The sequence below is a fragment of the Burkholderia glumae LMG 2196 = ATCC 33617 genome, from assembly GCF_000960995.1.
GTDB classification, from domain to species: Bacteria; Pseudomonadota; Gammaproteobacteria; order Burkholderiales; family Burkholderiaceae; genus Burkholderia; species Burkholderia glumae.
Map to the genome: position 1 here is coordinate 3,082,346 of NZ_CP009435.1, position 25,423 is coordinate 3,107,768.

At 67.9% G+C, this 25,423-nt stretch carries 21 protein-coding genes and 3 tRNA genes; 13 read left to right on the forward strand and 11 right to left on the reverse strand.

The genetic code is table 11. The features are described from left to right. Positions 1 to 947: 947 nt before the first annotated feature. The gene (locus KS03_RS30565) at positions 948 to 1,289 is read right to left on the reverse strand and encodes a DUF1493 family protein (protein ID WP_015875942.1); all 342 of its coding nucleotides are present in this window, start codon (positions 1,287 to 1,289) and stop codon (positions 948 to 950) included. Then, positions 1,289 to 1,720 (reverse strand): STM2901 family protein, encoded by a 432-nt coding sequence (locus tag KS03_RS26325; RefSeq protein ID WP_234038086.1) that lies wholly within the window; start codon positions 1,718 to 1,720, stop codon positions 1,289 to 1,291. Before KS03_RS26325 ends, KS03_RS30565 begins: the two co-directional genes overlap by 1 nt. A 313-nt stretch (positions 1,721 to 2,033) precedes the next feature. On the opposite strand from KS03_RS26325, the gene KS03_RS26330 reads away from it, so the two are divergent. The 6 genes from KS03_RS26330 (at position 2,034) to KS03_RS26355 (ending at position 7,382) form a co-directional block, all read left to right on the forward strand. Further along, entirely contained in the window at positions 2,034 to 2,579 is a 546-nt protein-coding gene (locus tag KS03_RS26330; RefSeq protein ID WP_015875944.1) for an NUDIX hydrolase, read from the forward strand. 14 nt (positions 2,580 to 2,593) lie between these two features. Then, positions 2,594 to 3,337: a leucyl/phenylalanyl-tRNA--protein transferase gene (gene aat, locus KS03_RS26335; protein WP_015875945.1), complete on the forward strand. Its 744-nt coding sequence runs from the start codon at positions 2,594 to 2,596 to the stop codon at positions 3,335 to 3,337. 425 nt (positions 3,338 to 3,762) lie between these two features. After that, positions 3,763 to 4,602 carry an arginyltransferase gene (locus tag KS03_RS26340; RefSeq protein ID WP_015875946.1) on the forward strand — a complete coding sequence of 280 codons (840 nt, stop codon included), beginning with the start codon at positions 3,763 to 3,765 and terminating at the stop codon, positions 4,600 to 4,602. Between the two features lie 75 nt (positions 4,603 to 4,677). Continuing rightward, entirely contained in the window at positions 4,678 to 5,706 is a 1,029-nt protein-coding gene (locus KS03_RS26345) for a quinone-dependent dihydroorotate dehydrogenase (RefSeq protein ID WP_015875947.1), read from the forward strand. A gap of 107 nt (positions 5,707 to 5,813) precedes the next feature. Beyond that, positions 5,814 to 6,608, forward strand: coding sequence for a cystine ABC transporter substrate-binding protein (locus KS03_RS26350; RefSeq protein ID WP_015875948.1), 795 nt, complete (start codon positions 5,814 to 5,816; stop codon positions 6,606 to 6,608). Positions 6,609 to 6,722: 114 nt separating this feature from the next. Then, a complete protein-coding gene (locus KS03_RS26355; RefSeq protein ID WP_015875949.1) occupies positions 6,723 to 7,382 on the forward strand; it encodes an amino acid ABC transporter permease in 660 nt (219 codons plus the stop codon). 99 nt (positions 7,383 to 7,481) lie between these two features. On the opposite strand, the gene KS03_RS26360 is transcribed toward KS03_RS26355, so the two are convergent. The 6 genes from KS03_RS26360 to rnr all read right to left on the reverse strand — a co-directional run bounded on the left by KS03_RS26360 (position 7,482) and on the right by rnr (position 14,951). Further along, positions 7,482 to 8,483, reverse strand: coding sequence for a Gfo/Idh/MocA family protein (locus KS03_RS26360; protein WP_015875950.1), 1,002 nt, complete (start codon positions 8,481 to 8,483; stop codon positions 7,482 to 7,484). 124 nt (positions 8,484 to 8,607) lie between these two features. After that, entirely contained in the window at positions 8,608 to 9,345 is a 738-nt protein-coding gene (locus tag KS03_RS26365) for a FadR/GntR family transcriptional regulator (RefSeq protein WP_015875951.1), read from the reverse strand. Positions 9,346 to 9,680: 335 nt separating this feature from the next. After that, positions 9,681 to 10,376, reverse strand: coding sequence for a ribose-5-phosphate isomerase RpiA (gene rpiA / locus KS03_RS26370; protein WP_015875952.1), 696 nt, complete (start codon positions 10,374 to 10,376; stop codon positions 9,681 to 9,683). A gap of 216 nt (positions 10,377 to 10,592) precedes the next feature. Continuing rightward, positions 10,593 to 11,516, reverse strand: a complete 924-nt coding sequence (locus tag KS03_RS26375) for an N-acetylmuramoyl-L-alanine amidase (protein ID WP_015875953.1) — start codon at positions 11,514 to 11,516, stop codon at positions 10,593 to 10,595. Between the two features lie 61 nt (positions 11,517 to 11,577). After that, positions 11,578 to 12,330, reverse strand: coding sequence for a 23S rRNA (guanosine(2251)-2'-O)-methyltransferase RlmB (gene rlmB / locus KS03_RS26380; protein WP_015875954.1), 753 nt, complete (start codon positions 12,328 to 12,330; stop codon positions 11,578 to 11,580). A gap of 155 nt (positions 12,331 to 12,485) precedes the next feature. Further along, the gene (gene rnr / locus KS03_RS26385) at positions 12,486 to 14,951 is read right to left on the reverse strand and encodes a ribonuclease R (RefSeq protein ID WP_015875955.1); all 2,466 of its coding nucleotides are present in this window, start codon (positions 14,949 to 14,951) and stop codon (positions 12,486 to 12,488) included. A 215-nt stretch (positions 14,952 to 15,166) separates the two neighbouring features. On the opposite strand from rnr, the gene KS03_RS26390 reads away from it, so the two are divergent. Next, positions 15,167 to 15,253: transfer RNA gene (locus KS03_RS26390), tRNA-Leu, on the forward strand. 134 nt (positions 15,254 to 15,387) lie between these two features. On the opposite strand, the gene KS03_RS26395 is transcribed toward KS03_RS26390, so the two are convergent. Continuing rightward, on the reverse strand, positions 15,388 to 16,443 hold the full coding sequence (locus KS03_RS26395) for an NAD(P)H-dependent flavin oxidoreductase (RefSeq protein WP_015875956.1): 1,056 nt from the start codon (positions 16,441 to 16,443) through the stop codon (positions 15,388 to 15,390). A gap of 398 nt (positions 16,444 to 16,841) precedes the next feature. Between KS03_RS26395 and KS03_RS26400 the strand changes: the two genes are divergently transcribed. Together KS03_RS26400 and KS03_RS26405 are read left to right on the forward strand one after the other, a co-directional pair. After that, positions 16,842 to 16,928: transfer RNA gene (locus tag KS03_RS26400), tRNA-Leu, on the forward strand. A 152-nt stretch (positions 16,929 to 17,080) separates the two neighbouring features. Beyond that, positions 17,081 to 17,167, forward strand: a tRNA-Leu gene (locus KS03_RS26405). Between the two features lie 114 nt (positions 17,168 to 17,281). Here the strand turns inward: KS03_RS26405 and KS03_RS26410 are convergent. Next, positions 17,282 to 19,003, reverse strand: coding sequence for a SulP family inorganic anion transporter (locus tag KS03_RS26410; protein WP_015875957.1), 1,722 nt, complete (start codon positions 19,001 to 19,003; stop codon positions 17,282 to 17,284). A 1-nt stretch (position 19,004) separates the two neighbouring features. Continuing rightward, complete coding sequence (locus KS03_RS26415) at positions 19,005 to 19,631, reverse strand: ParB-like protein (protein ID WP_015875958.1); 627 nt, start codon at positions 19,629 to 19,631, stop codon at positions 19,005 to 19,007. Between the two features lie 358 nt (positions 19,632 to 19,989). Between KS03_RS26415 and KS03_RS26420 the strand changes: the two genes are divergently transcribed. The 4 genes from KS03_RS26420 (at position 19,990) to KS03_RS26435 (ending at position 25,124) form a co-directional block, all read left to right on the forward strand. Beyond that, positions 19,990 to 21,216, forward strand: coding sequence for an MFS transporter (locus KS03_RS26420; RefSeq protein ID WP_015875959.1), 1,227 nt, complete (start codon positions 19,990 to 19,992; stop codon positions 21,214 to 21,216). A gap of 209 nt (positions 21,217 to 21,425) precedes the next feature. Continuing rightward, entirely contained in the window at positions 21,426 to 22,223 is a 798-nt protein-coding gene (locus KS03_RS26425) for a TetR/AcrR family transcriptional regulator (protein ID WP_015875960.1), read from the forward strand. 181 nt (positions 22,224 to 22,404) lie between these two features. Next, entirely contained in the window at positions 22,405 to 24,159 is a 1,755-nt protein-coding gene (locus KS03_RS26430; RefSeq protein ID WP_015875961.1) for an AMP-binding protein, read from the forward strand. A 32-nt stretch (positions 24,160 to 24,191) separates the two neighbouring features. Further along, on the forward strand, positions 24,192 to 25,124 hold the full coding sequence (locus KS03_RS26435) for a DUF1571 domain-containing protein (RefSeq protein WP_230674394.1): 933 nt from the start codon (positions 24,192 to 24,194) through the stop codon (positions 25,122 to 25,124). Positions 25,125 to 25,423: the final 299 nt, after the last annotated feature.

A 25,423-nucleotide genomic window follows, 5' to 3' on the forward strand; every position in this document is an offset into this window, starting at 1 on the left:
TCCGACTCTGGCTTGATGCGCGCTGGCGCGCGCGTGGATGAGATCGGGAAGGGTTATTCTGTGCCTGATCATGGAGGCCAGATGCCCGTCGGGTTTGCCTCCGGCCGGTACCCTCTGAAGGTGGCCGAATCCGGAGAGTGGTACGGTTTTGCCATTCCCCCGCCCCTGGTTCGTCTTTCCCGGGCCCGCCCGGGGCTACCGCCCCAGCCGAAGTAGTCCGGGAAAGCCTCTTCCCTGCTTGCCGCAAAATATGCGACATGCATGGAAGGGCTGACCCAGGCTTCGGCCGTCCCGTTCGATGCTGCTGAACGGTGCCATTGCCGGGAGTGAGATCGTTGCGCTACTCACTACGGACAGTTCAAGGCTCGCACGCCCCCGGTACCAGGTCTGTCCACCGCCTTTCGGCGGCACCTCTCCGTTGACGCTGTGCACCGTGTCCTGGCCGTCGCCAGGCGCTTCCCCGCTCATCGCGTCTCACCCATTGCCATGCCGAGCCGTCGGGGCACACGATCCGGACCAGATTGAGCCATACCCGGAACCCTCGCGGGACGAAGCACTGCGGGCCGGATCGCGCGAGGGTCGCGCGGTTCAAGATCGTCTGCTGCCGGGGTCGCTGGTCCAATGATGAGCGAGGCCGGTACCGCTCCCAGACACCAGGGGCTGGTTACCCTGACACGTCCTTGCTCAGATCTCCGGCGGCTCTGCGCTGCGGGCGTCGAGGCTGGATCAGGTCGGCGGCGGAACTTGACCTGGGGCTTCGGATCGCTATGCTGGGTTCATTGGGCCAAAGTTTGGGTTGTTGTAGCGCACACTACTCAATCCAGTTCCCGAGGCGACAACCTCGCGGAACCGCCACCCCAAGGTAGCAGACCACGGCCCCCTGTCAAACAGGGGGCCGTGGCACGTCTGGGGCTTGCGTTTTGCAGGGAACCTGCTTGATTGCTCGCTCACAACCGGGCAAAAGAACTCCATTTCCGGTCAAGGGCCGCAAGATGGAGCATGCCAAGTGTTATTGGCTCTCGTCGAGTTTTGGGTTTTCGCAAAACCCAGCGCCGGAACAGGGAATACAGGCCGCCTTCACCTTCCATCAGAAAGTAGCGATGAAAATCGAAATCACCGGGATCGATCTGAAACCTTTCGAAAAAACACCCCATGAAATCGTTGGCGTCGTCACCGGTCATGCCCAGGTCTTCCCATAACCGTGTATCACGGGTCAATGGTTTCGACGGACCCAGCCCGACCTCGGCCCGGACAAACGCCTCGATTGCTTCCCAAGATACGTCTGCCATCAGAGCACCCGATCCTCAGGCCTGACCATCCCGTTGTATTTGGCAACGGTGTTCCGCACGATGATGAACGCGTCACGTGCAAGCAACACCCATCCGAGCCCTGGGACAGCGCGCCCGACGAAGACGCTCAACTTCCGGGTAAGGATGACCCGAAACGATTTGATGCTTTCAAGGGTTAGCGTTGGCAAAACTCGACGCTTGAACTGGAACCGGAAAACCGAACGCGCCATGACCGACGCGACGGACGTGCCCTTGGTAGCGCCGGCGAACTTCCCGCGCGTCGGCAAGAGCGGCCAGCCGGACAGAATCAGGATCACGCCTTCGATGTCATCGATTCCGACCTGCTCGCAGGTTTCCTGCGCTGCGATGAAGAAAAACAACTCGGCCGGTGTGAGGTCCGGGTGCCCCAAATAGTTGTAGGCGTTTGTCATTTTATTCATACGAAAACACGGTCAACCATTCTAGCAGGCGCACGGCGCCTGCCAGGCGGGTTGCGGACCCACCAGAACCTGCCATGCTGGGTAAGTAGCCCACGGATTCGCAGGCCCGAAACAGAGGTGGCCTCACTCGTTCGGACAGTGTTCTGAGATTTTTAAGTGGAACGACCGAGGCAATCATGCTGCCGATTGGATCGCAGGCAGCGTCGCGAAGTATGCCTCATCCGGCGTCCGATCCGCCAGGCTCGAATGAGGTCGTTTCCGGTTGCGGTGATACACTCGCATCACCCTTTCGCTCCCCATTCCCATGAAATTCTGCTCAGTCTGCGGCCACGAAGTCGTTACGCGAATCCCGATCGGCGACAACCGCGAACGCTTCGTCTGCGACCAATGCGGCACGATCCACTACCAGAATCCGCGCAACGTGGTCGGCACCGTGCCGGTATGGGGCGACCAGGTGCTGCTGTGCCGGCGCGCGATCGAACCGCGCTACGGCTACTGGACGCTGCCCGCGGGTTTCATGGAAATGGGCGAGACCACCTCGGAGGCCGCCGCGCGCGAAACGCTCGAGGAGGCGGGCGCGCAGGTCGAGGTGCAGAATCTGTTCACGCTGCTCAACGTGCCGCACGTGCACCAGGTCCATCTGTTCTATCTGGCGCGCCTGACCGATCCAGCCTATTCGGCGGGCGAGGAAAGCCTGGAGGTGAGGCTGTTCGACGAAGCCGAGATCCCCTGGGACGAGATCGCGTTCCCCACCGTCAGCCAGACGCTGCGCCTGTTCTTCGCCGATCGCGAAGCCGGCTCGTTCGGCGTGCATACCGGCGATATCTTCCGCTCGCTGCGCAACGGCTGACACGCGGCACCGGCATGGTCCCCTGGCTCGCCCCCGACGCTCCGTTCCCATCCGTCGAGCGCGCGCTCGGCCCCGCGAGCGGCGCGCCGGGCCTGCTCGCCGCGAGCGCCGAACTGCACCCGGCGCGCGTGGCCGACGCCTACCATCGCGGCATCTTTCCGTGGTACTCCGACGGCCAGCCCGTGCTCTGGTGGAGCCCCGACCCGCGCATGATCCTGGTGCCGGCCGAGTTTCGCGTCTCGACCACGTTCCGCAAGACGCTGCGCCGCGTAATGCGCGACGCGCGCTGGGAAGTCCGCGTCGACGCCGACTTCGCCGCCGTGATGCGTGCCTGCGCGCAGGCACCGCGGCCGGGCCAGCGCGGCACCTGGATCACCGACGAGATCGTCGCCGCCTACACGGCGCTGCACCGCGCCGGCAACGCGCACAGCGTCGAGACCTGGTTCGACGGCAAGCGCGTCGGCGGACTCTACGGTGTCGCATTCGGCCGGATGTTCTTCGGCGAATCGATGTTCGCGCATGCCACCGACGCCTCCAAGATCGCGCTCGCCGCGCTCGTCGCCCATCTGCTCGAGCACGGCGTCGAGATGATCGACTGCCAGCAGAACACCAGCCACCTCGCCTCGCTCGGCGGCCGCGAAATCGACCGCCGTCGCTTCGTCGCTCACGTGCGCGCCGCCACCGGCGAGCCCGGCATTCCCTGGCGCTTCGACAAGCAGGTGCTCGTGCGCCTGACCGGCGCGGCCGAGGCCGGCTGAGGCCGGCGCGCGCCAGGCCGGACCGGAGCCGCCCCAGCGCGGCCGGCGGCCCGGCTAGGCACCCGGCGGCCATCACAAAATCGCGCCGAATCGGCCGCCCCGCGCCGCTTCCGGGCGGCACGCGGGAACCCCGCGAAGACGTCTCGGCACGATAATTTTCATGTTACCTTTACCGTCATCCGACCGGCCGGCTCCCGCCAGGCCGGCACCATTCGACCCGTTATCCGATGCCCACCCCGACGATCCGCCGCCAGTTCGCGTCGCCCGCCACGCCGACCGCCGCACCCGCCGCCCATGGCGCCCGCGCAGCGCGCCGTCGCACCGGGCCGGCCTGCGGCATCCGTTCGGGTCCGGCACGGCGCGCGACGGGCCGCGGCGCCGCGCGCCGGGCCCGCTGACGCGCCAGTCCGCTTCGAGAGCTGCCCATGACTCATCCCACTGAGCTGCCGCTTTCACCGCTTTCGGCATTGCAGTTCTATGCCACCGCGCCCTACCCATGCAGTTATCTCGACGGCCGCGTCGCGCGCTCGCAGGTGGCGACGCCGAGCCATCTGATCAATTCCGACATCTACACCGAGCTCGTCAAGGCCGGCTTTCGCCGCTCGGGCGTGTTCACCTACCGCCCCTACTGCGACGGCTGCCGCGCCTGCATCCCGGTGCGCGTGCCGGTGGACGCATTCACGCCGGGCCGCACCCAGCGCAAGATGTGGAACCGCCATCGCGCGCTGCTGGCCACGGTGTCGCCGCTGCATTACGACGAGGAGCACTACGCGCTCTACATGCGCTATCAGTCCGCCCGGCACGCAGGCGGCGGCATGGATCGCGACAGCCGTGACCAGTACGAGCAGTTCCTGCTGCAAAGCCGGATCAATTCGCGGCTAGTGGAGTTCCGCGAGCCCGTGCCGGGCGAGCAAGGCGCGACCACGCGCGGCACGCTGCGCATGATCAGCATGATCGACATCCTCGGCGATGGCCTCTCGTCGGTCTATACGTTCTTCGAACCCGGACACGGGCACGCCAGCTACGGCACCTACAACATCCTCTGGCAGATCGAGCAGGCACGCAGCCTGCGCCTGCCCTACGTCTATCTCGGCTACTGGATCCGCGAAAGCCCGAAGATGGCGTACAAGGCGAATTTCCGGCCGCTCGAGGGGCTCGTCGACGGCCGCTGGAAGCCGCTCGACCCGGGCGCCGTGGGCCTGCCGCCCGTCGATGCGGCGCTCGGGCGCGCGCCGCTGCCGGCCGGCCACGGCGGCACGCGCTGACGCTGCGGCGGCCGGGTCCGGCCGCCGTTCGGTTAAAATACCGGGTTATCAATTTTCGGCGCCGCCCTTCCCTTCGTGTTCAGTTCCCTTTATCCGCTTGCCCGCGCGTCCCTGTTCCGGATGGACGCGGAAGACGCCCACCACCTGACGCTGCGCCTGCTCGGCGCCGCCGGCCGCGCCGGCGTGGCGGGGCTGCTCGCGCCGAGCGTGCCGGACGCGCCGCGCACGGTGATGGGCCTCACGTTCCGCAACCCGGTCGGGCTCGCGGCCGGGCTCGACAAGGACGGCGCCTGCATCGACGGGCTCGCCGCGCTCGGCTTCGGCTTCATCGAAGTCGGCACGGTCACGCCGCGCCCACAGCCGGGCAACCCGCGTCCGCGCATCTTCCGCCTGCCGCAGGCCGAGGCGGTGATCAACCGGATGGGCTTCAACAACCACGGCGTCGAGCAGTTCGTGAAGAACGTGCAGGCCGCGCGCTATCGTGGCGTGCTGGGCCTGAACATCGGCAAGAACGCCGACACGCCGATCGAGCGCGCGGCCGACGATTACCTCTATTGCCTCGAACGCGTCTATCCGTTTGCGAGCTACGTGACGATCAACATCTCGTCGCCGAACACGAAGAACCTGCGACAGCTTCAGGGTTCGAACGAGCTCGACGCGCTGCTCGCCGCGCTGAAGGACAAGCAGGCGCGCCTGGCCGACCTGCACGGCAAGCTGGTGCCGCTCGCGCTGAAGATCGCGCCCGACCTCGACGACGAACAGATCAAGGAAATCGCCGCGCTGCTGCTGCGCCATCGCATCGAGGCCGTGATCGCCACCAACACCACGCTCTCGCGCGCGGCCGTGCAGGGCCTGCCGCACGCCGAGGAAGCGGGCGGCCTGTCGGGGCGGCCGGTGCTCGACGCGTCCAACCAGGTGATCCGCAAGCTGCACGCCGAACTGGGCGGCGCGGTGCCGATCATCGGGGTGGGCGGTATTTTTTCGGGCGATGACGCGCGGGCGAAACTCGCCGCGGGCGCGTCGCTGGTGCAGCTGTACACGGGCTTCATCTATCGCGGGCCGCCGCTCGTCGCCGATTGCGTGCGCGCCATCGCGCGCGGCTGATGCCGCGGTTATATGGAAATGAGCAAACGATAGTTAGGCGTGTCCCGCCGCTTCGCTATGATGCGCGGCTATCGTCAACGCCCGCTGCGGGCATTACAGGGAACAGAATGAAGATTGCGTTGCTGAAGAAGCTCCTCGGCGCCGGCCTGATCGGCGCGTCGCTCGTCGCCGCCACCGCGCACGCGGCCGATCTGCTCGATCAGGTCAAACAGCGCGGCACGCTGCGCATCGGCCTCGAAGGCACGTTCCCGCCGTTCAACTCGAAGTCGCCGCAGGGCGACCTGGTCGGCTACGACGTCGATATCGCCAAGGCCGTGGCCGCCAAGCTCGGCGTGAAGCCAGAATTCGTCACGACCGAATGGAGCGGCATCATCGCCGGCCTGCAGGCCGGCAAGTTCGACGTGATCGTCAACCAGGTGGGCGTAACCGACAAGCGCAAGGAAGTGCTCGACTTCTCGCCGGCCTACACCTACTCGGCCGCGCAGCTGATCCAGCGCAAGGACGATCCGCGCCAGTTCAAGTCGCTCGACGACCTCAAGGGCAAGAAGCTCGGCGTGGGCCTCGGCACCAACTACATGGACATGGCCAAGTCGGTGCCGGGCATCGACGTGAAGACCTATCCGGGCGCGCCCGAATATCTGCGCGACCTCGCGGCCGGGCGCCTCGACGCGGCGCTCAACGACCGCCTGATGCTCGCCTACCTGCTGAAGAACTCGCAGCTGCCGCTGCGCACCGGCGCGACGCTGCAGGCCGGCGAACCCTCGGCGATCCCGTTCAAGAAGGGCAACCCGAAGTTCGCCAAGGCGATCGACGACGCGATGACCCAGCTCGAGGCCGACGGCACGTTCGCGAAGATCTCGGACAAGTGGTTCGGCATCGACGTGTCCAAGCCGATCAAGTAAGTCACGCCGCGCGCCAAGCACGCGCTTGCAGGGCGGCACCGGCGACGGTGCCGCCCTTCGCTTTGTATCGTCGGTTTATGATGGCGCTTTTCGCGCCTGCCTCACCCGCCCCACATGTCGATCACTTCCCTGCTCGTCGATTCGCTGCCTGTGCTTGCGCAGGGCGCGGTATTGACCGTCAAGTTCGCCGTCCTGTCGATGGTGTTCGGCCTCATCGCCGCCGTCGTGCTCGCGCTGATGGGCATCGCCCACAGCCGCGTGCTCAATGCCATCGCACGCGTCTACGTGAGCCTGATGCGCGGCACGCCGCTGCTGGTGCAGATCTTCGTCATCTATTACGGCCTGCCGAGCCTGGGCATCTCGCTCGACCCGACGCCGGCCGGCGTGATCGCGCTGTCGGCGAACGTCGCGGCCTACATGTCCGAAAGCATGCGCGGCGCGATCAACGGCATCGAGAGCGGCCAGTGGCTCGCCTCGTACAGCCTCGGCCTGTCGTGGAGCCAGACGCTGCGCTACGTGATCGGCCCGCAGGCGCTGCGCATCGCCGTGCCGAGCCTGTCGAACAGCCTCATCAGCCTGATCAAGGACACCTCGCTGGTCTCGGTGATCACCGTCACGGAACTGCTGCGCAGCGCCCAGGAGATCATCGCCTCGACCTACCAGCCGCTGCCGCTCTATCTGGCGGCCGCGGCCGTGTACTGGGTGCTGTGCCAGATCCTCGAGTGGGTGCAGCGCTGGTGCGAGCGCCGGCTCGCGCTGCCGGGGCGGTACTGAGGCCGGCCGGCGCCCGGCTGCGGGCCGGGCCCGCGCGCCGACGCGAGGCCCACGCGCCCTCCGGCGATGCCCGAGCGCGTCGCGCTGGGCGTCCGGCCCTCAGCCCGCGCTCGCGTCGTCCGCCGCGAACCTCACGCCGAGCGCCGCGCGCGCCGCATCGCACAGCGCGATCATGTGGCGCGAATGCGCGTGCGTCATCACCGGACTCTCGAGCCGCCCTTCGCGCAGCAGCGCGCAGAAATGCTCGGTCTCGTAGTTGAGGCCGCCGCCCGAAAACGGCGCGTCCAGCTCGACGACGCGGCCGTCCGCGTAACGGATCGTCGCCTTGGCCGGATTCCACCAGTTCTCGTGGATCGTCACGGTCCCGCCCGCCGCGCCGAGCAGCGCGTCGCCGCGCCCCATCACGTCGAGCCCGCAGAACAGCTGCGCAATGCCGCCTTCGGCGTGACGGCTGTTCAGGCTGGCGAACACGTCCACGCCGCTCGCGCCGACCCGGCCGAGCGTCTGCACCTCGTGCGCCTCGCCGAGCCAGTCGACGGCGAGAAACAGCTCGTAGATGCCGATGTCGAGCAGCGCGCCGCCCGCCGCCGCGGCGCTGAAGCTCGGATGATCGGCCGGCACCGTCGAGAACGCACCGCCCGCCCGCACCAGCCGGACCGCGCCGATCGGGTCGCGCGCCAGATGCTCGCGCAGGCGCCGGTAGAGCGGATAGAACGGCGGCTTCATGGCCTCCATGAACAGCCTCCGGGCCGCCGCGGCGGCGGCCAGCACGGCCTCGAGTTCGCGCGCATTGACGGTGGCCGGCTTCTCGCAGAGCACGGCCTTGCCGGCCGCGAGCGCGGCGATCGCATAACGGGCGTGGCTGTCGTTCAGGGTGGCGATGTAGATCGCATCCAGATCGGATGCGCACAGCGCCTCGAAGCTCGCTGCGGGCGTGCCGCCTAGCTCGGCGCAGAACGCGGCGGCGGCCTCCGGGCGGCGCGCCCAGACCTGCGCGAGCACGGCATCCGGCACGTGGCCCAGCGATTGCGCGAAGCGGCGCGCGATCGCGCCGGCGCCGACGATGCCGAAACGGATCGGCTGGGAGGAAGGAAGGGTCATCGGGATCGAAGTGGGGCGGGAAACCGCGCCGGCCAAGCCGGCGGCCGGCCGTCATGATAACGGCCGGCGCGGGTCGATGTCCCGCCGGCTAGCGCGTGCAGCGTCGCGGCGACTGCAGCCCGCCTCAGCCCGCGACGCCCACGGCGCCCACGGCGCCCGCATGCGCTTGCGCCGGTGCCTGACGCGGCACCTCGGTCGTCAGGTCGATCAGTTCGCGCGCGGCCGCCTCCGCCGCGGGCGCGTCGCGCTGCTCGATCGCCACGACGATGCGCTCGTGCAGGCCCACCAGCCGCTCGTGGTTGCCTTCACGGTTGGCCGCCTGCGCGCGCACCAGCCGCAGCGCGCCGCAGACGATCGCGCTCATCTGCTGGTAGAACTGGTTGCCGCTCGCCTGAACGATGCGCGCATGCAAACGCTCGTCGGCGGCGTCGTAGTTCGCCTCGCCCGGCTCGAGCATGCGGAATGCCTCGAAGGCTTCACGAATACCGGCGATCTCCGCCGCGTTCGCGCGCTCGGCGGCCTGCCCCGTCGCGCGCGGTTCGATCAGCATGCGGAATTCGAGCACGTCGCGCATGAACTGCGGGTCCGGTTTCGCACGGAAGCGCCAGTTCACCACGTCCTCGTCGATCATGCGCCAGTCGCGCATCGGTCTGACGCGCGTGCCCACTTTCGGACGCACATCGAGCATGTCACGCGCGAGCAACATCGACAGGGCTTCGCGCATCACCGTCCGGCTGACGTCGAAATCCCTCGACAGCACGTCCTGAGGCGGCAGGATGCCGCCGTACTTGTCTTCCACGATCCCCGTGACGAGCCCGTCCATTACCTTGCTGACGAGCGACCTGTCTTTTGTCTGTTCCATACGAGAACTCCCCGTTACTTATCTGTGCTGGCGTACTGCCCCGCAGTTAGGCCTGGCCCCCTTTCTCTCGTTTTATTGGAAATGTACGCGACACTATTCTTCGTATGTTCGATACATTGCTGAGTTCGCGATCGCAATGCTATCTAGTAAACACCTGACAGGGTAATCCCTCTTAGGATTTCGTTTAGATATCCTATAGCAAAAAAAAAGCCCGACGGGCTCGGAAAAACCGTCGGGTGAATTGTCGGCATCGCAAAACGTTTGCGGCCGAGGATGCCTCGGGACGCGCTGCCGCAAGATCGCAAATCGCGTCGCAATGGTTTTTAAACTCTCGCTTAAACGCCGCGATAATCGATCGTCTCCACGCCGGCGGGGCCGCCGAGCAGGCACAGATCGGCGCCGCGCTGGGCGAACAGGCCGACCGTGACGACGCCGGGCCAGCCGTTGACCGTGGCCTCCAACCCGCGCGGATCGGTGATGGCAAGCCCCTTCACGTCGAGGATCTCGTTGCCGTTATCGGTCAGGTAAGGCGTGCCGTCGCCCGTGACGCGCAGCACCGGCACGCCGCCCAGCGCGGTCAGCCGGCGGCCGATCGCGGTGCGCGCCATCGGCACCACTTCCACCGGCAGCGGAAACGCGCCGAGTGTCGCGACGCGCTTGCTCGCGTCGGCAATGCAGACGAAGGTGGCCGATACCGAGGCCACGATCTTCTCGCGCGTGAGCGCCCCGCCGCCGCCCTTGATCATCGCGCCGCTCGCATCGATCTCGTCGGCGCCGTCCACGTAGACCTGCAGGCCGTCGATCTGGTTGAGATCGAACACGCGGATGCCGTGCGATGCCAGACGCTGCGTGGTGGCGATCGAGCTCGACACCGCGCCGCGATAGCGCGTCTTGATCGCGGCCAGCGCGTCGATGAAGCAGTTCGCGGTGGATCCGGTGCCGACGCCGATCACCGAGCCTTCCGGCACGTTCGCCAGCACATAATCGGCGGCCGCCTGGCCGACGAGGCGCTTGAGTTCGTCTTGAGTCATGAAAAGAGGGGAAATGCGCTGATTGCGAAAGCGGCGAGTTTACCGGACTCGTCCGGCACGGCGTCGATTTTCGTCGCGCGCGCGGCGCCGGCGCGACACTCGGCTCGCCGCAGGGACCGGACGCGCGGAGCGCCCGATGGCAAGCGGGACGGCCACGGGGATCCGCCGCCGCCCGGCCGTGCGGCGGCACCGGAAACGAGCGGAAACGCGGGGAAACTACGGCGTCGTGCCGTGGCCGGCCGCGGCGGCCGGCGCCGTGATCGGCACGCCCGCATCGGGGAAATACTTGTCGAGCAGGGCCTGCGCGATCGCGTCGGTCTGCGCGTCCGGATTGCCCGAGTAGTCGGCCGGCCGGAAATGCATCTGGAACGCCGCGAACACGCGCCGCGTGCGCGCGTCGAGCACGCCGTCGGTCGCCACGTCGTAGCCGTAGCGCGCGAGCTTCAGCTGCAGCCCGCGCACCTCGGCCGGGTCGCCGGGCGCGCGCCCCGCCAGCCGCGCGGCCACGGTGGCGTCGTCGGGCCAGGCGCCGACGCCGGCGCGCGCGAGCGCCTGCCAAGGGAAGGCCGGACCGGGATCGATCTTGCGCTGGGGAGCGATGTCGCTGTGCGCGACCACGCGCGTCGGCGGTATCCGGTAGCGCGCGACGATGTCCTGCGCGAGCTTCACCACCGCCTCGACCTGATCGGGCGGATAGGCCTGCCAGGTCCGGTTCGCCGGCGCGTCGAGCGGGCCGGCATTGACGATCTCGATGCCGATCGATGCCGCGTTGAGCTCGGTCGTACCCTGCCAGTCGCTGACGCCCGCGTGCCAGGCACGCTCGCTTTCCGGCACCAGTTGCAGCACGACGGGCTTGCCGTCGCGGTAGGACGGATGGCTCGGAACCAGGTAATGGGCGCTGACCTCGTCGTGGGTCAGCACGAACCGCGCGCGCTGGTCGTCCGACTCGGTGTAGTGCAGCACGAGAAAGCGCACGCGCGAATCGGCGCCGCGCGCCGGATGGCCCGTATCGGCGAGATAGCTGCCGCGATCGACGAGCGTGGGCGCGCTGCAGGCGCTCAGCAGCGCCGCGATGCAGGCCGCGGCCAGCACGCGCGCACCGTGCACACCGCCGCGCCGGCCGGCGCTACCCGCCGTCATCCTCTCCGGCCGGCGTGCGATCGGCCAGCGCCTCGTTTTCATCAACACGGCCTCCTGCGGCTTACTTCGCGGCGGCCGCCACGCGCCGCTGGCGCACGGCTTCGTACAGGCACACGCCGCTCGCCACCGACACGTTCAGGCTCTCGACGCTGCCGGCCATCGGCAGGTTCATCACGTCGTCGCAGGTATCGCGCGTGAGGCGGCGCATGCCCTCGCCCTCGGCGCCCATCACCAGCGCCACCGGGCCGTCGAGCTTGGTCTCGTAGAGGCTCGCCGGCGCGTCGTCGGCCGTGCCGATCACCCAGACGCCCGCGTCCTTCAGCTCGCGCAGCGCGCGCGCGAGATTCGTCACCGTGATGTAGGGCACGGTGTCGGCCGCGCCGCTCGCGACCTTGGCGGCCGTCGCGTTGAGGCCGACGGCGCGGTCGCGCGGCGCGATGATCGCGTGCGCGCCGGCCGCGTCGGCCACGCGCAAGCAGGCGCCGAGATTGTGCGGATCGGTGACGCCGTCGAGCACCAGCAGCAGTGCCGGGCCCTGAATGCCGTCGAGCAGTTCCGCCAGGTTCTGCGCGAGCGGCAGATCCTCGACGCGCGCCACCACGCCCTGATGGCGCTCGGTGTGCGCGAGACCCCACAAGCGCGTTTCGTCGGCGGCGATCAGGCGCACGCCGGCTTCCTTCGCGGTCTGCAGGAAATCCGTCATGCGGCGATCGCGCCGGGTCTGGTCGTACAACACCTCGGCGACCGTCGACGCATCGTGCCGCAAGCGGGCGGTGACCGCGTGAAAACCGTAGAGAACCTTCAAACGTGACATGACTGAGCAACCTTCGTCTTGACGCGGGGCGCGGCCGGCGCGCCTCGCGAGCATTGCAAACGGAAGCGCCGCGTTGCCGGCCTCGCAGCCGGACAACGCGGCGTCTTCGATTCATCGACCGCCCGGGCCGGCGCACGGCGGCGCCGGCCGCGGCGTCAATATTTCTTGCGCGGACGCGCCTTTTTGGCCGGCGACTTGGCCGCCGTGCCGCCCTTCTTCCTGGCGGCCGGATGCGCGGCGCGCGCATCCTTGGCGGCGGGCGCGCCGGTGCTGCCGACGGCCGCCTTGCGGCGCCCCACCGCCGGCTCGTCCTCGCTCGTCACGCCCGGCATCGCACGCACGCGCGCCGCGCCGCGTTCCGCGGGCGCCGGGACCGCTCCGCGCGGCGCCTTCACGGGCGTGTCGCGCACCAGCCGGAAGTCGATCTTGCGCGCGTCGAGATCGACGCGGCCGACCTGCACGCGCACGCGGTCCGACAGCCGGTAGCGGATACCGGTACGCTCGCCGCGCAGTTCGTTCTTGATCTCGTCGTACTGGAAATAGTCGGAGCCGAGTTCGGTGACGTGCACGAGCCCCTCGATGAACAGCGTGTCGAGCTGCACGAAGATCCCGAACGGCGTCACGCCGTTGACCATCCCGCCGTATTCCTCGCCGAGCTTGTCGCGCATGAAATAGCACTTGAGCCAGGCCTCGACGTCGCGCGAGGCTTCGTCGGCGCGGCGCTCGTTGGCCGAGCAGTGCAGGCCGAGCTCTTCCCAGATCGCGTCGTTCGAACGCGCGCGGCCGCGTGCTTCGCCGTCTTCCTTCTGCATCGCGCGGGCCCGCGGCGAGAGCGCCGTGTTCAGCGTCACGCCGTCGGGCGCCTTCGGCGTGTACCGGTGGCCGGACAGGATCGCGTAGATCGCGCGGTGCGTGAGCAGATCGGGATAGCGGCGGATCGGGCTCGTGAAGTGCGCGTAGGCATCGTAGGCCAGACCGAAGTGGCCGATGTTGTCGGGGCTGTAGACGGCTTGCTGCATCGAGCGCAGCAGCATCGGCTGCAGCATCTGTGCGTCGGGCCGCTCGCGGATCTTCGCCATCAGCGCCGCGTAGTCGCTGGCGTGAGGCTTCTCGCCGCCGCCGAGCGTGAGCCCCATGCCGCGCAGGAACGAGCGCAGGTTCTCGAGCTTCTCGGCCGTCGGACCGGCGTGAACGCGGTACAGGCCCGACTGCTTGTGGCGCTTCATGAAGTCGGCCGCGCAGACGTTGGCGGCCAGCATGCATTCCTCGATCAGCTTGTGCGCGTCGTTGCGCTGGCGCGGCAGGATCTGCTCGATCTTGCCCTGCGCGTTGCAGACGATGTAGGTCTCGGTGGTATCGAAATCGATCGCGCCGCGCTTCTGACGCGCCGCGAACAGTGCCTTGTAGACGCCGTAGAGGTCCTGCAGATGAGGCAGCAGGTCGGCACGGCGCGCGGCCTCCGGCCCCTTGGTGTTGCCCAGCACGGCCGCGACCTCGGTATAGGTCAGGCGCGCCGCCGAGTGGATCACGGCCGGATAGAACTGATAGGCCTTCACTTCGCCGCGCGCGGTCACCACCATGTCGCAGACCAGCACGCAGCGGTCCACCTGCGGGTTCAGCGAGCAGAGCCCGTTCGACAGCTTCTCGGGCAGCATCGGGATCACGCGGCGCGGAAAGTAGACCGATGTGCTGCGCTCGAGCGCGTCGACGTCGAGCGCCTCGCCCGGCTTCACGTAGTGCGAGACGTCGGCGATCGCGACGATCAGCCGGAAGCCGTCGCCACGGCCGACCTTCATCGGTTCGCAGTAGACCGCGTCGTCGAAGTCGCGCGCGTCCTCGCCGTCGATCGTGACGAGCGGCACGTCGCGCAGATCGACGCGGTAGCGCAGGTCGACCGGACGCACCTTGTCCGGCAGCGCGGCCGAGGCGGCCAGCGCGGCCGGGCTGAACTCGTGCGGTACACCGTACTTGCGTACCGCGATCTCGATCTCCATGCCCGGATCGTCGATGTCGCCGAGCACTTCCTCGACACGGCCGAGCGGCTGCGAATGGCGGCTCGGAAACTCGGTCAGCTCGACCACCACGACCTGGCCGACCTTGGCCTTCTTCGGATTCTGGGTGATCAGGATGTCGTGGCCGATCCGCTTGTCCTCGGGGGCGCAGATCAGCGCACCGTTCTCGTTGAGCAGGCGGCCGATCACGCGCTTGTTGGCGCGGTCGGTGACCTCGACCACATGTCCTTCCGGGCGGCCGCGGCGGTCGTAGCCGACGATCCGTGCGAGCACGCGATCGTTGTGCATGACCTTCTGCATCTCGCCGCTCGGCAGGAACAGGTCGTCCTGGCCGTCGTCGCGGATCAGGAATCCATAGCCGTCGCGATGGCCCTGCACGCGTCCGGCCACGAAGTTCGACGGATGAGTCAGTTGATAGTGCCCGCGCTTGTCGAGCCGGATCTGGCCGTCGCGCTCCATCGCGGCGACGCGCCGGAAGAAGCCCTCGCGCTCCTGGCGCTTGATCGACAGTGCTTCGGCTATGTCGTTCGCCGCCAGCGGGGCGTCGCTCGTGCGCAGCACGCCGAGGATTTCTTCGCGGCTCGGGATGGGATACGGATACTTGCTCAAGGGCTTGTCGATGGTTGTTCTCGTTGCGTGGACTACCTGTCCGGTTCGAACGATCGGACGCCAGGTTGCGGGTCATTCTATCACCCGACGCCGCGCCGAAAACCGAGAAACGGGGCACGAGGCGGGCAAGCGGACCGATCCCGGCGCCGATGCAAAAAGATATTGACACAATTATTCGCGCTGCTATGATTGCGGTCTTGCTTGATGCAGCTTGTGCCCAGGTGGCGGAATTGGTAGACGCACTAGGTTCAGGTCCTAGCGGTGGCAACATCGTGGAGGTTCGAGTCCTCTCCTGGGCACCACAAGTTTAAGAAAGGCCGGCTCAACGCCGGCCTTTCTCATTGCTGCCCGGCAGGCACGGAGCCCGCGCCGCTTGCCGGGACGCCGCTCGCGAAACGCGGGACGGCGAGCAACGGACAGCAAGCAGCCCAACCGTTCATCCCGCCCCCACCAGATACCGCGTCAGCGCCGCCGTCGACATCTCGCGCGCGAGCCGCGCCGCCTGCCCCGCCCACATGTTGCTGAAGTCGGCCCGGCCGGCCTTCTCGGTGACGGTGCGCAGCGGCACGAGCGCGCCGCCCGCGGTCGGAAACACCGGCGCCGCCGCCGAGATCGGCCCGATCTCGCGCATCAGCCGGTTCGTGATGCCGCGCGCCGGGCGGCCCGTAAACAAATTGGTCAGCGCCGTCTGGTCCTCGCCGGCCGTGCGCAGCGCCTCGCGATGGAACGCGCTGATCTTCGCCTCGGGCGTCAGCAGGTAGGCCGTGCCGATCTGCACGGCCGAGGCGCCGAGCGCGAACGCGGCCTGCACACCGCGCGGGTCGGCGATGCCGCCCGCGGCGATCACCGGCACCGGCACCGCATCGACGATCTGCGGCACCAGCGCGATGGTGCCGACCTGGGTCGACATGTCGTCCGACAGGAAATTGCCGCGATGGCCGCCCGCCTCATAGCCCATCGCGATGATCGCGTCCACGCCGCGCTCGGCCAGCCAGCGCGCCTCCGCAACCGTCGTCGCCGACGAGATCACGCGCGCGCCGGCGCGCTTCACGCGCTCGACGAGCCGCGTCTCGGGCAGGCCGAAGTGGAAGCTGACCACTTCCGGCCGGTACGCCTCGACGATCTCGCAATAGGCGTCGCTGAACGGCGCGCGGCTCGACGAGGGCACGGGCTCGGCAGGATCGAGCCCGAGTTCGACGTAATAGCGCGCGAGCGCCGCGCGCCACGCCATCTGCGCGGCGGGGTCGGGCGCCGGGTCGGTATGCGAGAAGAAATTGACGTTGATCGGCTTGCGTGTCGCGCCGCGAATCTGGTCGAGCGCGGCCTTCATCTGCTCGACCGACAGCAGCGCGGCCGGCAGCGAGCCGAGGCCGCCCGCCTCGCTCGCCGCGATCACCATCGCGGCCGTGGTCGCGCCCGCCATCGGGGCCTGGATGATCGGCAACTCGATGCCGAACAGATCGAGGATACGCGTGTCGTGCCAGTTGCCCATGCGTGCATGCTCCAGCGAATGATGCAGTGAGTGGCGCCCGGCCAGCGCGGGGCGCATGATGGCCTTCACGCGCCATCGTACCGTAGCCGGCCGCCGGACGGCGCCGGACGGTGCGCTATCGCGGATCTACCGGGGACGATCGCGCTCACGCGCACGCCGCGCTTCGCGCGCCGGCTCGCAGGCCCGTGAGCGCGGAGCCTGGCGGTGAATTCGGCGGCCGGCGCGCGAAGTCCTGCCGTCGCGAATCGCCGCCGATCATCTGCGGCATGTGCCTGACGCGGCCCGGCCGTGGTCTCAGGCAAGAACGGCGAAGCGGAAGCGCCGCCGCGCCCATCGAAAAGCGTTGACACATCGATCCGGTACGCTATAATCACTTTCTTGCTTGTTAAGCTGGTTGTGCCCAGGTGGCGGAATTGGTAGACGCACTAGGTTCAGGTCCTAGCGGTGGCAACACCGTGGAGGTTCGAGTCCTCTCCTGGGCACCACAAGTTTAAGAAAGGCCGGCTCAACGCCGGCCTTTTTCATTTCCGCACGATCTCATGCCGTGCGGCCGGCAACGGACATCGATTTGGCCCGAAAAAGCATTGACAGGTTCGTGGAGCGCTTTATAATCTCGGTCTTGCTTGATGCAGCTTGTGCCCAGGTGGCGGAATTGGTAGACGCACTAGGTTCAGGTCCTAGCGGTGGCAACATCGTGGAGGTTCGAGTCCTCTCCTGGGCACCACAAGTTTAAGAAAGGCCGGCTAAACGCCGGCCTTTTTCATTGCTGCCCGGAAAGCAGCATGCCTGAGCCATGGGCGGGCACGAGGCTTCGTGAAGCGACGCGTCAAGTCAGGCCTCACCCTGCCAGCCGCCCCACCGCATCATCGACGCTCAACTCCGAGAGCGCGTCCTCACCGAGCCCCCCGCCACTGGCTCGCCGCAGCACCTCGAGCACTTCCGGCTTCAAGCGCACCAGCGCCAGCCGCCAGCCGCGCGCCTCGCATTCGGCGGCGAACGTGATCAGCGCCTCGATCGCGGTGCCATCGAGATCCGGCGATTCCTCGAGGCTCAGCACCACCGTCCGCAGCCCCCTGACCGCGCGCCCCAGTTGCCGAACCCGCCCCAGCACGCGCTCCGCGTTCGCGAAGAACAGCTGCCCCTCGGGTCGGACGATCAGCATGCCCGGCACCGGCGTCGCATCGGCATGATTGCGCACGTCGACGAAATCGCGGCTGTCGCGCAGCCGGCCCAACTCGCTGAGCTTCGGCTCGGACAGCTTGCGCACGGTCAGCAGCAGGCTCGCCGCGATCGCCGCGAGCAGGCCGTTCAGCACGCCGAGCACGAGCACCGCGAGAATCGCGGCGAGCGCCAGCAGCCGGTCGCGGTGCCAGAGCCAATACGGCCGGAACACGGCCGGATGCAGCGAGTGGCTGACCGCGAAGATCACGATCGCGGCGAGCACCGGCTCCGGCGTGCGCGCGAGCTGCGGCAGCAGCAGCCAGACGATCAACCCGATCACCACGGCCGCGCACGCGCCCGCGAGCCGGCTCTGCGCGCCGGCCGCCTCGTTGGCCGAGCTCGCCGAATAACCGGCGCCCACGGGCATGCCATGCAGCAGACCCGATACCAGGTTCGCGCAGCCGAGCGCGACCAGATCGCGATTCGGCGCGATCGCGTCGCCGTGCTTCAGCGCGAAATTGCGGATCGAGCCATACGATTCGGCATACAGGATCAGCATCAGCGCGAAGCCGAGCTCCACGGTCTGCGTCCAGCCGGCGCGATCGAGCGACGGCAGCCCGAACGAGAGATGCTGCAGGTCGATATGCCCGACCACGGCGATGCCATGAGCTGCCCAGTCGATCCCATAACCGGCCGCGATGCCGAGCACGATCACGATCAGCGTGGCCGGCACGCGCGAGCGCCGGCCGAGCGCGAACAGGATCGCGAGCGCCGCGGCGCCGAGCGCGAGGCTGGCGAGGTTGGCGTGCGGCAGGCCGCGCACGAGGTCCAGCGCCACCTGCGGCGTATCGCTGTGATGCACGGGGACCACGAGGATCTTCGGCAACTGCTTGATCACGATCGTCAGCGCGAGCCCGAACGTGAAGCCGCGCAGCACGGGCCGCGCGATGAAGTCCGAGATGCCGCCGAGCCGCGCGGCGCCCGCGATCACGAACAGCAGGCCGGTGGCGGCCACCAGCGCGGCCGCGAGCGCAAGCTGCTCGGCCGCGCTGGTGCCGGTCTCGGACAGCACGGTGGCGGCCAGCACGGCGGCCGACGACGAGGTCGACGAGACGATCGCGAAGCGGCTGCTGCCGAGCGCCGCGTAGACCACCAGCCCGACCAGCAGCGCGATCAGGCCGGCCTGCGGCGGCAGGTTCGCGAGCCCGGCATAGGCGACCGCCTCGGGAATCAGCAGCCCGGCGATCGACAGGCCGGCCAGCGCGTCGCGCCAGCGCCGCGCGCCGCGCGTCGGGTCGGGCGCGGCGCGCGGCGAAACATGAGCGGCATCGTGCGGCATCGCCTCGGACACCGCCCGCGTCGACGTCGGCCGGATCACGGCATGGCGCGACTGGCGCATCTCAGGGCCTCGGCTCGAACACGCCGGACCAGCCAGGCAGATAGCGTGCGTCGGGCGCATGCGCATGGGCGAGCGCCGCGTCGAGCGCCTTCGAGAAATGCTTGCGCACCGTGGCGAGCGGGATCTTCGTGCGCAGGTAGTCGGCCCACAGGAATTCGCTGAACGGCGTGGCATCCTTCGCGTAGCCGCCCGCGGTGCGCAGCTCGCCCGCCAGGCTGCGATACGGGTCGTCGCTCAGCCCGGTCAGCCGGACGGGCAGGCGGTCGTAAGCGTGGCGCGCGCCGTCCGGCCCGAACGGATGTACCCACTGGTTGTGCTCCATCATGCGCCAGAAGATCGTCTCGTCGAGCCAGGACAGATCCTTCAGCAGCATCACCTTCACCTCGCTCACCTCCTCCTCGAGCAGCGCCAGCCCGAGATGATGGTGATCGACGATGAACAGCGCGTTGCCGGGGCCGGTCACGGCCGGAAACCAGTGCAGCTCGATCTCGTCGCGGCGCGCCTGCTTGCCGAGCGACTTCCAATGCTTGCGCTTGGCCTTTACCTCGCGATAGCCGACGCTCATCTGCGTCGGTCGCAAGCTTTCGAGACGGGCGGGAATCAGGTGGACGTCGCGGCCGAGCGCCATGGTGTGCTCCGGTGAAAAGGATTCGCCACGATACCCCAGCGCGCCCGCGTCGTGCGAGCCGCAGCGCAGCGACGCCGCCGGCGTGCGCAGGCTCGGCACGGCCTCGCCCTCGTTGTCCGGCCTTCGAATGATTTACATAATCAAAAATCGATTCATTCGATATCGATACATTTCTTTCAAATCGAATGCAATCTCAGCATATTGCGGTTCAATGCCGGCTTTTATCTAGGGATTAATCCCGATCACTGAACGCAAAGCAGACGCGCAAACCATTCCGCGGCGTACACTCGATCCGCCGCGCGCCCCGCCGGGCGGCCCTCGCCGCCCGCGACGCCCCCCCACCAAGGAGACCTCCGCCATGAGCTGGACCCGGGAACAGAGAAACGTGACGATCGCCGCCTATTTGGGCTGGACCCTCGACGCATTCGATTTCTTTCTGATGGTATTCGTGTTGAAAGACATCGCGGCGGAATTCAATACCAAGATCTCGACGGTCACCTTCGCGATCAGCCTGACGCTGGCCATGCGGCCGGTCGGTGCCCTGATCTTCGGCCGGCTCGCCGACCGCTTCGGCCGCCGCCCCACGCTGATGGTCAACATCGCCCTCTACTCGCTGCTCGAACTCGCCTCGGGCTTCGCGCCGAACCTCACCGCGCTGTTCGTGATGCGCGCGCTGTTCGGCATCGCGATGGGCGGCGAATGGGGCGTGGGCTCCGCGCTGACGATGGAAACGGTGCCGCCCAAATCGCGCGGCATCGTCTCCGGGCTGCTGCAGGCCGGCTATCCGAGCGGTTATCTGCTCGCCTCGATCGTGTTCGGCCTGTTCTATCAGTACATCGGCTGGCGCGGCATGTTCATGATCGGCGTGCTGCCCGCGCTGCTGGTGCTTTACGTGCGCTCGCACGTGCCTGAATCGCCGGCCTGGAAGCAGATGGAGAAGCGGCCGCGCCCGAGCCTCGTGGCCACGCTGCGGCATAACTGGAAGCTGTCGATCTACGCGGTGGTGCTGATGACCGCGTTCAACTTCTTCTCGCACGGCACGCAGGATCTGTATCCGACCTTCCTGCGCGAACAGCATCACTTCGATCCGCATACCGTGTCGTGGATCACGATCGTGCTGAACATCGGCGCGATCGTCGGCGGCCTCGCGTTCGGCTCGCTTTCCGAGAAGATCGGCCGGCGCCGCGCCATCTTCATCGCCGCGCTGATCGCCCTGCCGGTGCTGCCGCTCTGGGCGTTCTCGAGCGGCACCGTGGCGCTCGCGGCCGGCGCGTTCCTGATGCAGATCTCGGTGCAGGGCGCCTGGGGCGTTATCCCGGTCCACTTGAACGAGATCTCGCCGGACGAGATTCGCGCCACCTTCCCCGGCTTCGTCTACCAGCTCGGCAATCTGATCGCCTCGGGCAATGCGGTGATGCAGGCGCGACTGGCCTCCAGCAACGGCAACGGCAACGACTACAGCTACGCGCTCGCGCTGGTGGCTGGCGTGGTGGCGGTGGTGATCGCCTCGCTGATCCTGTTCAGCCGCGAACGGCGCGGCATCGACATGACGCAGAGCGCCGCGCGGGTCTCCTCGGCCGGCTGAGCCGGCCACGCAGCGCATCATCGCGCGAAGCGCGCCAGGCCGTGCTTCGCGTGAAACGATGCTGCAACGCACATCGCCTCTAGAGGAATCCGCCCACAAACAACACTTGCCGCCCGCCCCCGCGCCTTTTTATCTTAATAAAAACGCTTGTTTCAATTACCGATTTGAATCGCTCGTTCGATAACCGAAACAGTGATCATGGAGGCGACATGGCGGTTCGGCAAGCCAGCCGGCAAACCGGCGGCACGAAGGCGCGCATTCTCGACGCAGCGGAAGACCTGTTCGTCGAACATGGTTTCGAAGCGATGTCGATGCGGCAGATCACATCACGCGCCGCGGTGAATCTCGCGGCGGTCAATTACCACTTCGGCAGCAAGGAGGCGCTGATCCACGCGATGCTGTCGCGTCGCCTCGACCAGCTCAACGACGAGCGGCTGCGCATCCTCGACCGCTTCGAGGCCCAGCTCGGCGAAGCCATCACCTGCGAGCACGTGCTCGGCGCGATGTTCATCCCGGCGCTGCAGGCCTCGCGCGATCCGCAGCGCGGCGGCCGCGCGTTCCTGCGCCTGATCGGCCGCGCCTACACCGACCCCTCCACCTTCGTGCGCGGCTTTCTGGCCGCGCATTACGCGAGCGTGGCCGGCCGCTTCTTCGATGCGTTCCAGCGCGCGCTGCCGCTGTTGCCGCGCGCCGAGCTGGGCTGGCGCCTGCACTATGCGATCGGCGCGCTGTCGGGCGCGCTCGCGGGTGCCGAGACCGACAGCCTGCTCGACGATTTCTCGCAGGGCCGCACCATGAACGACGTACAGCTGATCGCGCGCCTGTCCTCGCTGATCGTGGCCGCGCTGAAGGCACCGATGCCGGACACGGCGCAGATGTCGATCTTCGCGGCCGTGCTCGACGATGCGCAGCGCGGCAGCATCGCGCCGCCGAATGGCGGCGAGCTGCCGTCGGGACCGTTCGGCGCGTCGGCCGGCACGCGGCTGCATGCGCGGCACGCGTCTTGACGCGCGGCCCGCGCACGGCTCACGCACGGAATCGGCAGCACCAGTGCCCGCGGGCACCGCAGACGCGCTCGCCAGCCCAACCCAAGAACGGCACGCGCCACGCTCCGGACATACCGGGCGCCGCGCGCGGCGGCGGCGCCGGCCCTTGGACGCGCCGACATCACGACTCTGGAGACAAGCGATGAACGCCTCCGCTGCTTCGCTCGGCACGCCGGTGCCGAATACCGACGGCATCTGGTTTTCCTCCTATCCGCGCGGCGTCCCGCACGAGATCGACATCACGCGCTATGCCTCGCTCGTCGAGTACTTCGACGAATGCACGACGCGCTTCGCCGAACGCGTCGCCTACGTCAGCGCCGGCTCGAACCTGAGCTACGCCTCGCTCGCGCGCAAGGCCGAGGCGTTCGCGGCCTACCTGCAGCACACGCTCGGCGTGAAGCCCGGCGATCGCGTCGCGATCATGCTGCCGAACTCGTTCCAGTATCCGGTCGCGCTGTTCGGCACGCTGAAGGCCGGCGCGGTGGTGGTCAACGTCAATCCGCTCTACACCGCGCGCGAACTCGCGCATCAGTTGAAGGACAGCGGCGCGCAGACCATCGTCGTGTTCGAGAACTTCGCGCGCACGCTCGAGGAGGCCTTGCCCGGAACCACGGTGCGCAACGTGGTGGTGACCGCGCTCGGCGACCTGCTCGGCGAGGGCTTCAACGCGAAGGGCCGGCTCGTCAACTTCGTGCTCAAGCATGTGAAGAAGCTCGTGCCGCCCTATCAGCTGCCGCAGGCGGTGCGGCTGCGCGCGGCGCTGGCAGCGGGCGCCCGCTCGCGTGCCACGCCCGTCACGCTCACGCGCGCCGATCTGGCGTTCCTGCAATACACGGGCGGCACCACCGGCGTGGCGAAGGGCGCGATGCTCACGCACGGCAACCTGATCGCGAACCTGCTGCAGGCCAAGGCCTGGATCGCCGACCAGATGTCGGACGAGATCGAGACCGTGCTCACGCCGCTGCCGCTCTATCACATCTACTCGCTGACCGTGAACGCGCTGATCTTCATGGGCCTGGGCGGGCGCAACATCCTGATCGCGAACCCGCGCGACACGAAGATGATGATGAAGGTGCTCAGGCACGAAACCTTCACCGGCATCACCGGCATCAACACGCTCTACAACGCGTTCCTCGACAACGCCGAATTCCGCGCCCGCGACTTCTCGAAGCTGAAGCTGGCCATGGCGGGTGGCATGGCCATGCAGCGCGCCGTCGCGGAGCGCTTCAAGGCGGTCACCGGCCGGCCGGTGGTGGAAGGCTACGGGCTCACCGAATGCTCGCCGATCGTCACGATGAATCCGGTCGACCTCGACGACATGCATGACTTCAGCGGCTCGATCGGCCTGCCGGCGCCGTCCACCGTGGTGCGTTTTCGGCGCGAGGACGGCACCTGGGCCGCGATCGGCGAGCCCGGCGAGCTCTGCGTGCGCGGCCCGCAGGTGATGCTCGGCTACTGGCAGCGCCCCGACGAAACCGCCAAGGTGCTCGACCGCGACGGCTGGCTGGCCACCGGCGATATCGGCGTGATGGACGAGCGCGGCTTCGTGCGCCTCATCGATCGCAAGAAGGACATGATCCTGGTGTCCGGTTTCAACGTGTATCCGAACGAAATCGAGGAGGTGCTGGTGATGCACCCCGGCATCAGCGAAGCCGCCGCGATCGGCGTGCCCGACGCGGCGCACGGCGAGCGGATCAAGGCCTTCGTGGTGCGGCGCGACCCGGCGCTCACGGTGGACGAGGTACTCGCGCACTGCCGCAAGAACCTGACGGGCTACAAGATGCCGAAGGCAGTGGAGTTTCGCGAGGCGCTGCCGCAAACCAACGTCGGCAAAATCCTGCGCCGCGCGCTGCGCGACGAGGAACTCGCGAAACTCGAGCAGCCGGCACAGCCGTGATCCGGCGTTCCCGACACCTTGAGGAGAGATGCATGCGTTCCAGCTTCATGCCACGTCCGTTGCGCCGCCTCGCGCTGCCGTTGACGATCGCCGCCGCGAGCGTGGTGGCGCCGGCCGCGTTCGCCCCCGCGGCGCGCGCCCAGACCGCCGCGGACACGGCGAGCGCGCCCGCTGCCGCGCTGCCGCCCGAGCTCGCGCGCGTCGTCCAGCAGGACGTGGCGCAGCAGGCCGCCTGGCTCAGGACGGCCGCGCGCGACGGCACGCTCGAAAAGCTCGACGACGCCACGCTCACCGCCCTGTTCAGCGCGCTCGACCCGATGACGGTGCCGGCCTACATCGCGGCCGGTCCGAACGGCTATCCGGCGTATGAGTTCACGATGACGCGCCAGGAGCGGATCGGCGACAGTTGGGCCGGCAAGCCCGACCGCATGCTCGTGAAGATGACGCGCGAGCCGCTGCGGATCTACGCGAAGTGGCTGCCGGGCGGCCCGCACGCGGGCCAGGAGACGATCTACGACGAAACCCGGCGCAAGGACGAGATGTATGGCCACCTGGGCGGCCTGCTCGGCAAGTTCCCGCTGTGGACCGCGATCGACGGCAGTCTCGCGCGCGCCCAGTCGAACCATACGATCCGCGACCTCGGCACCGAATTCGTGGCGGCCCAATACCTGAGCGAAGGCAAGAAATATGCGGTGGCCGGCGTCAGCAAGCCGACCCATGTCGAGGCGAAGACCATCGACGGGGTGCGCGTGGTGGCGCTGACCTACGAAACCCCGACCGGCCGCCCGCAGTTCTATGCGAAAAAGGAAACACTCGGGCTCGATTTGCGCCATCCCTATTTCCGGACGGTCGAATCCTACGGCAACGACGGCAGGATCTTCGAGCGGATCGTGTTCGAGACGATCACGCCGAAAAGCTTCGACGACACCGCGTTCGACCCGAAGAACCCCGACTACCACTATTGAGTTTGATTCGCGCGGCGCGCACGGGCCGGCACGCGGCCGGCAACCGGTGTGCGCCAGCTCAATGGCGCGACAAAATGACTAATTCGGTCGCGCCCCGCCGCACCAGCCGCGTTTTCTCGGGTCACATCCGCCTTCCACCGGCCCGCCCGGGCGGTTCGGCCGATCGCGGCCGGCGCGCCGACCGCCCCGGCGGGTAACGCTTGGACACAAACCTGCCCGCACGCATCTCATATGAACAGGGTAGAATCCCGCACAAGCGCTCCGCAGACGGCGCGGCGCGCAACCATGCAAAACCCTCA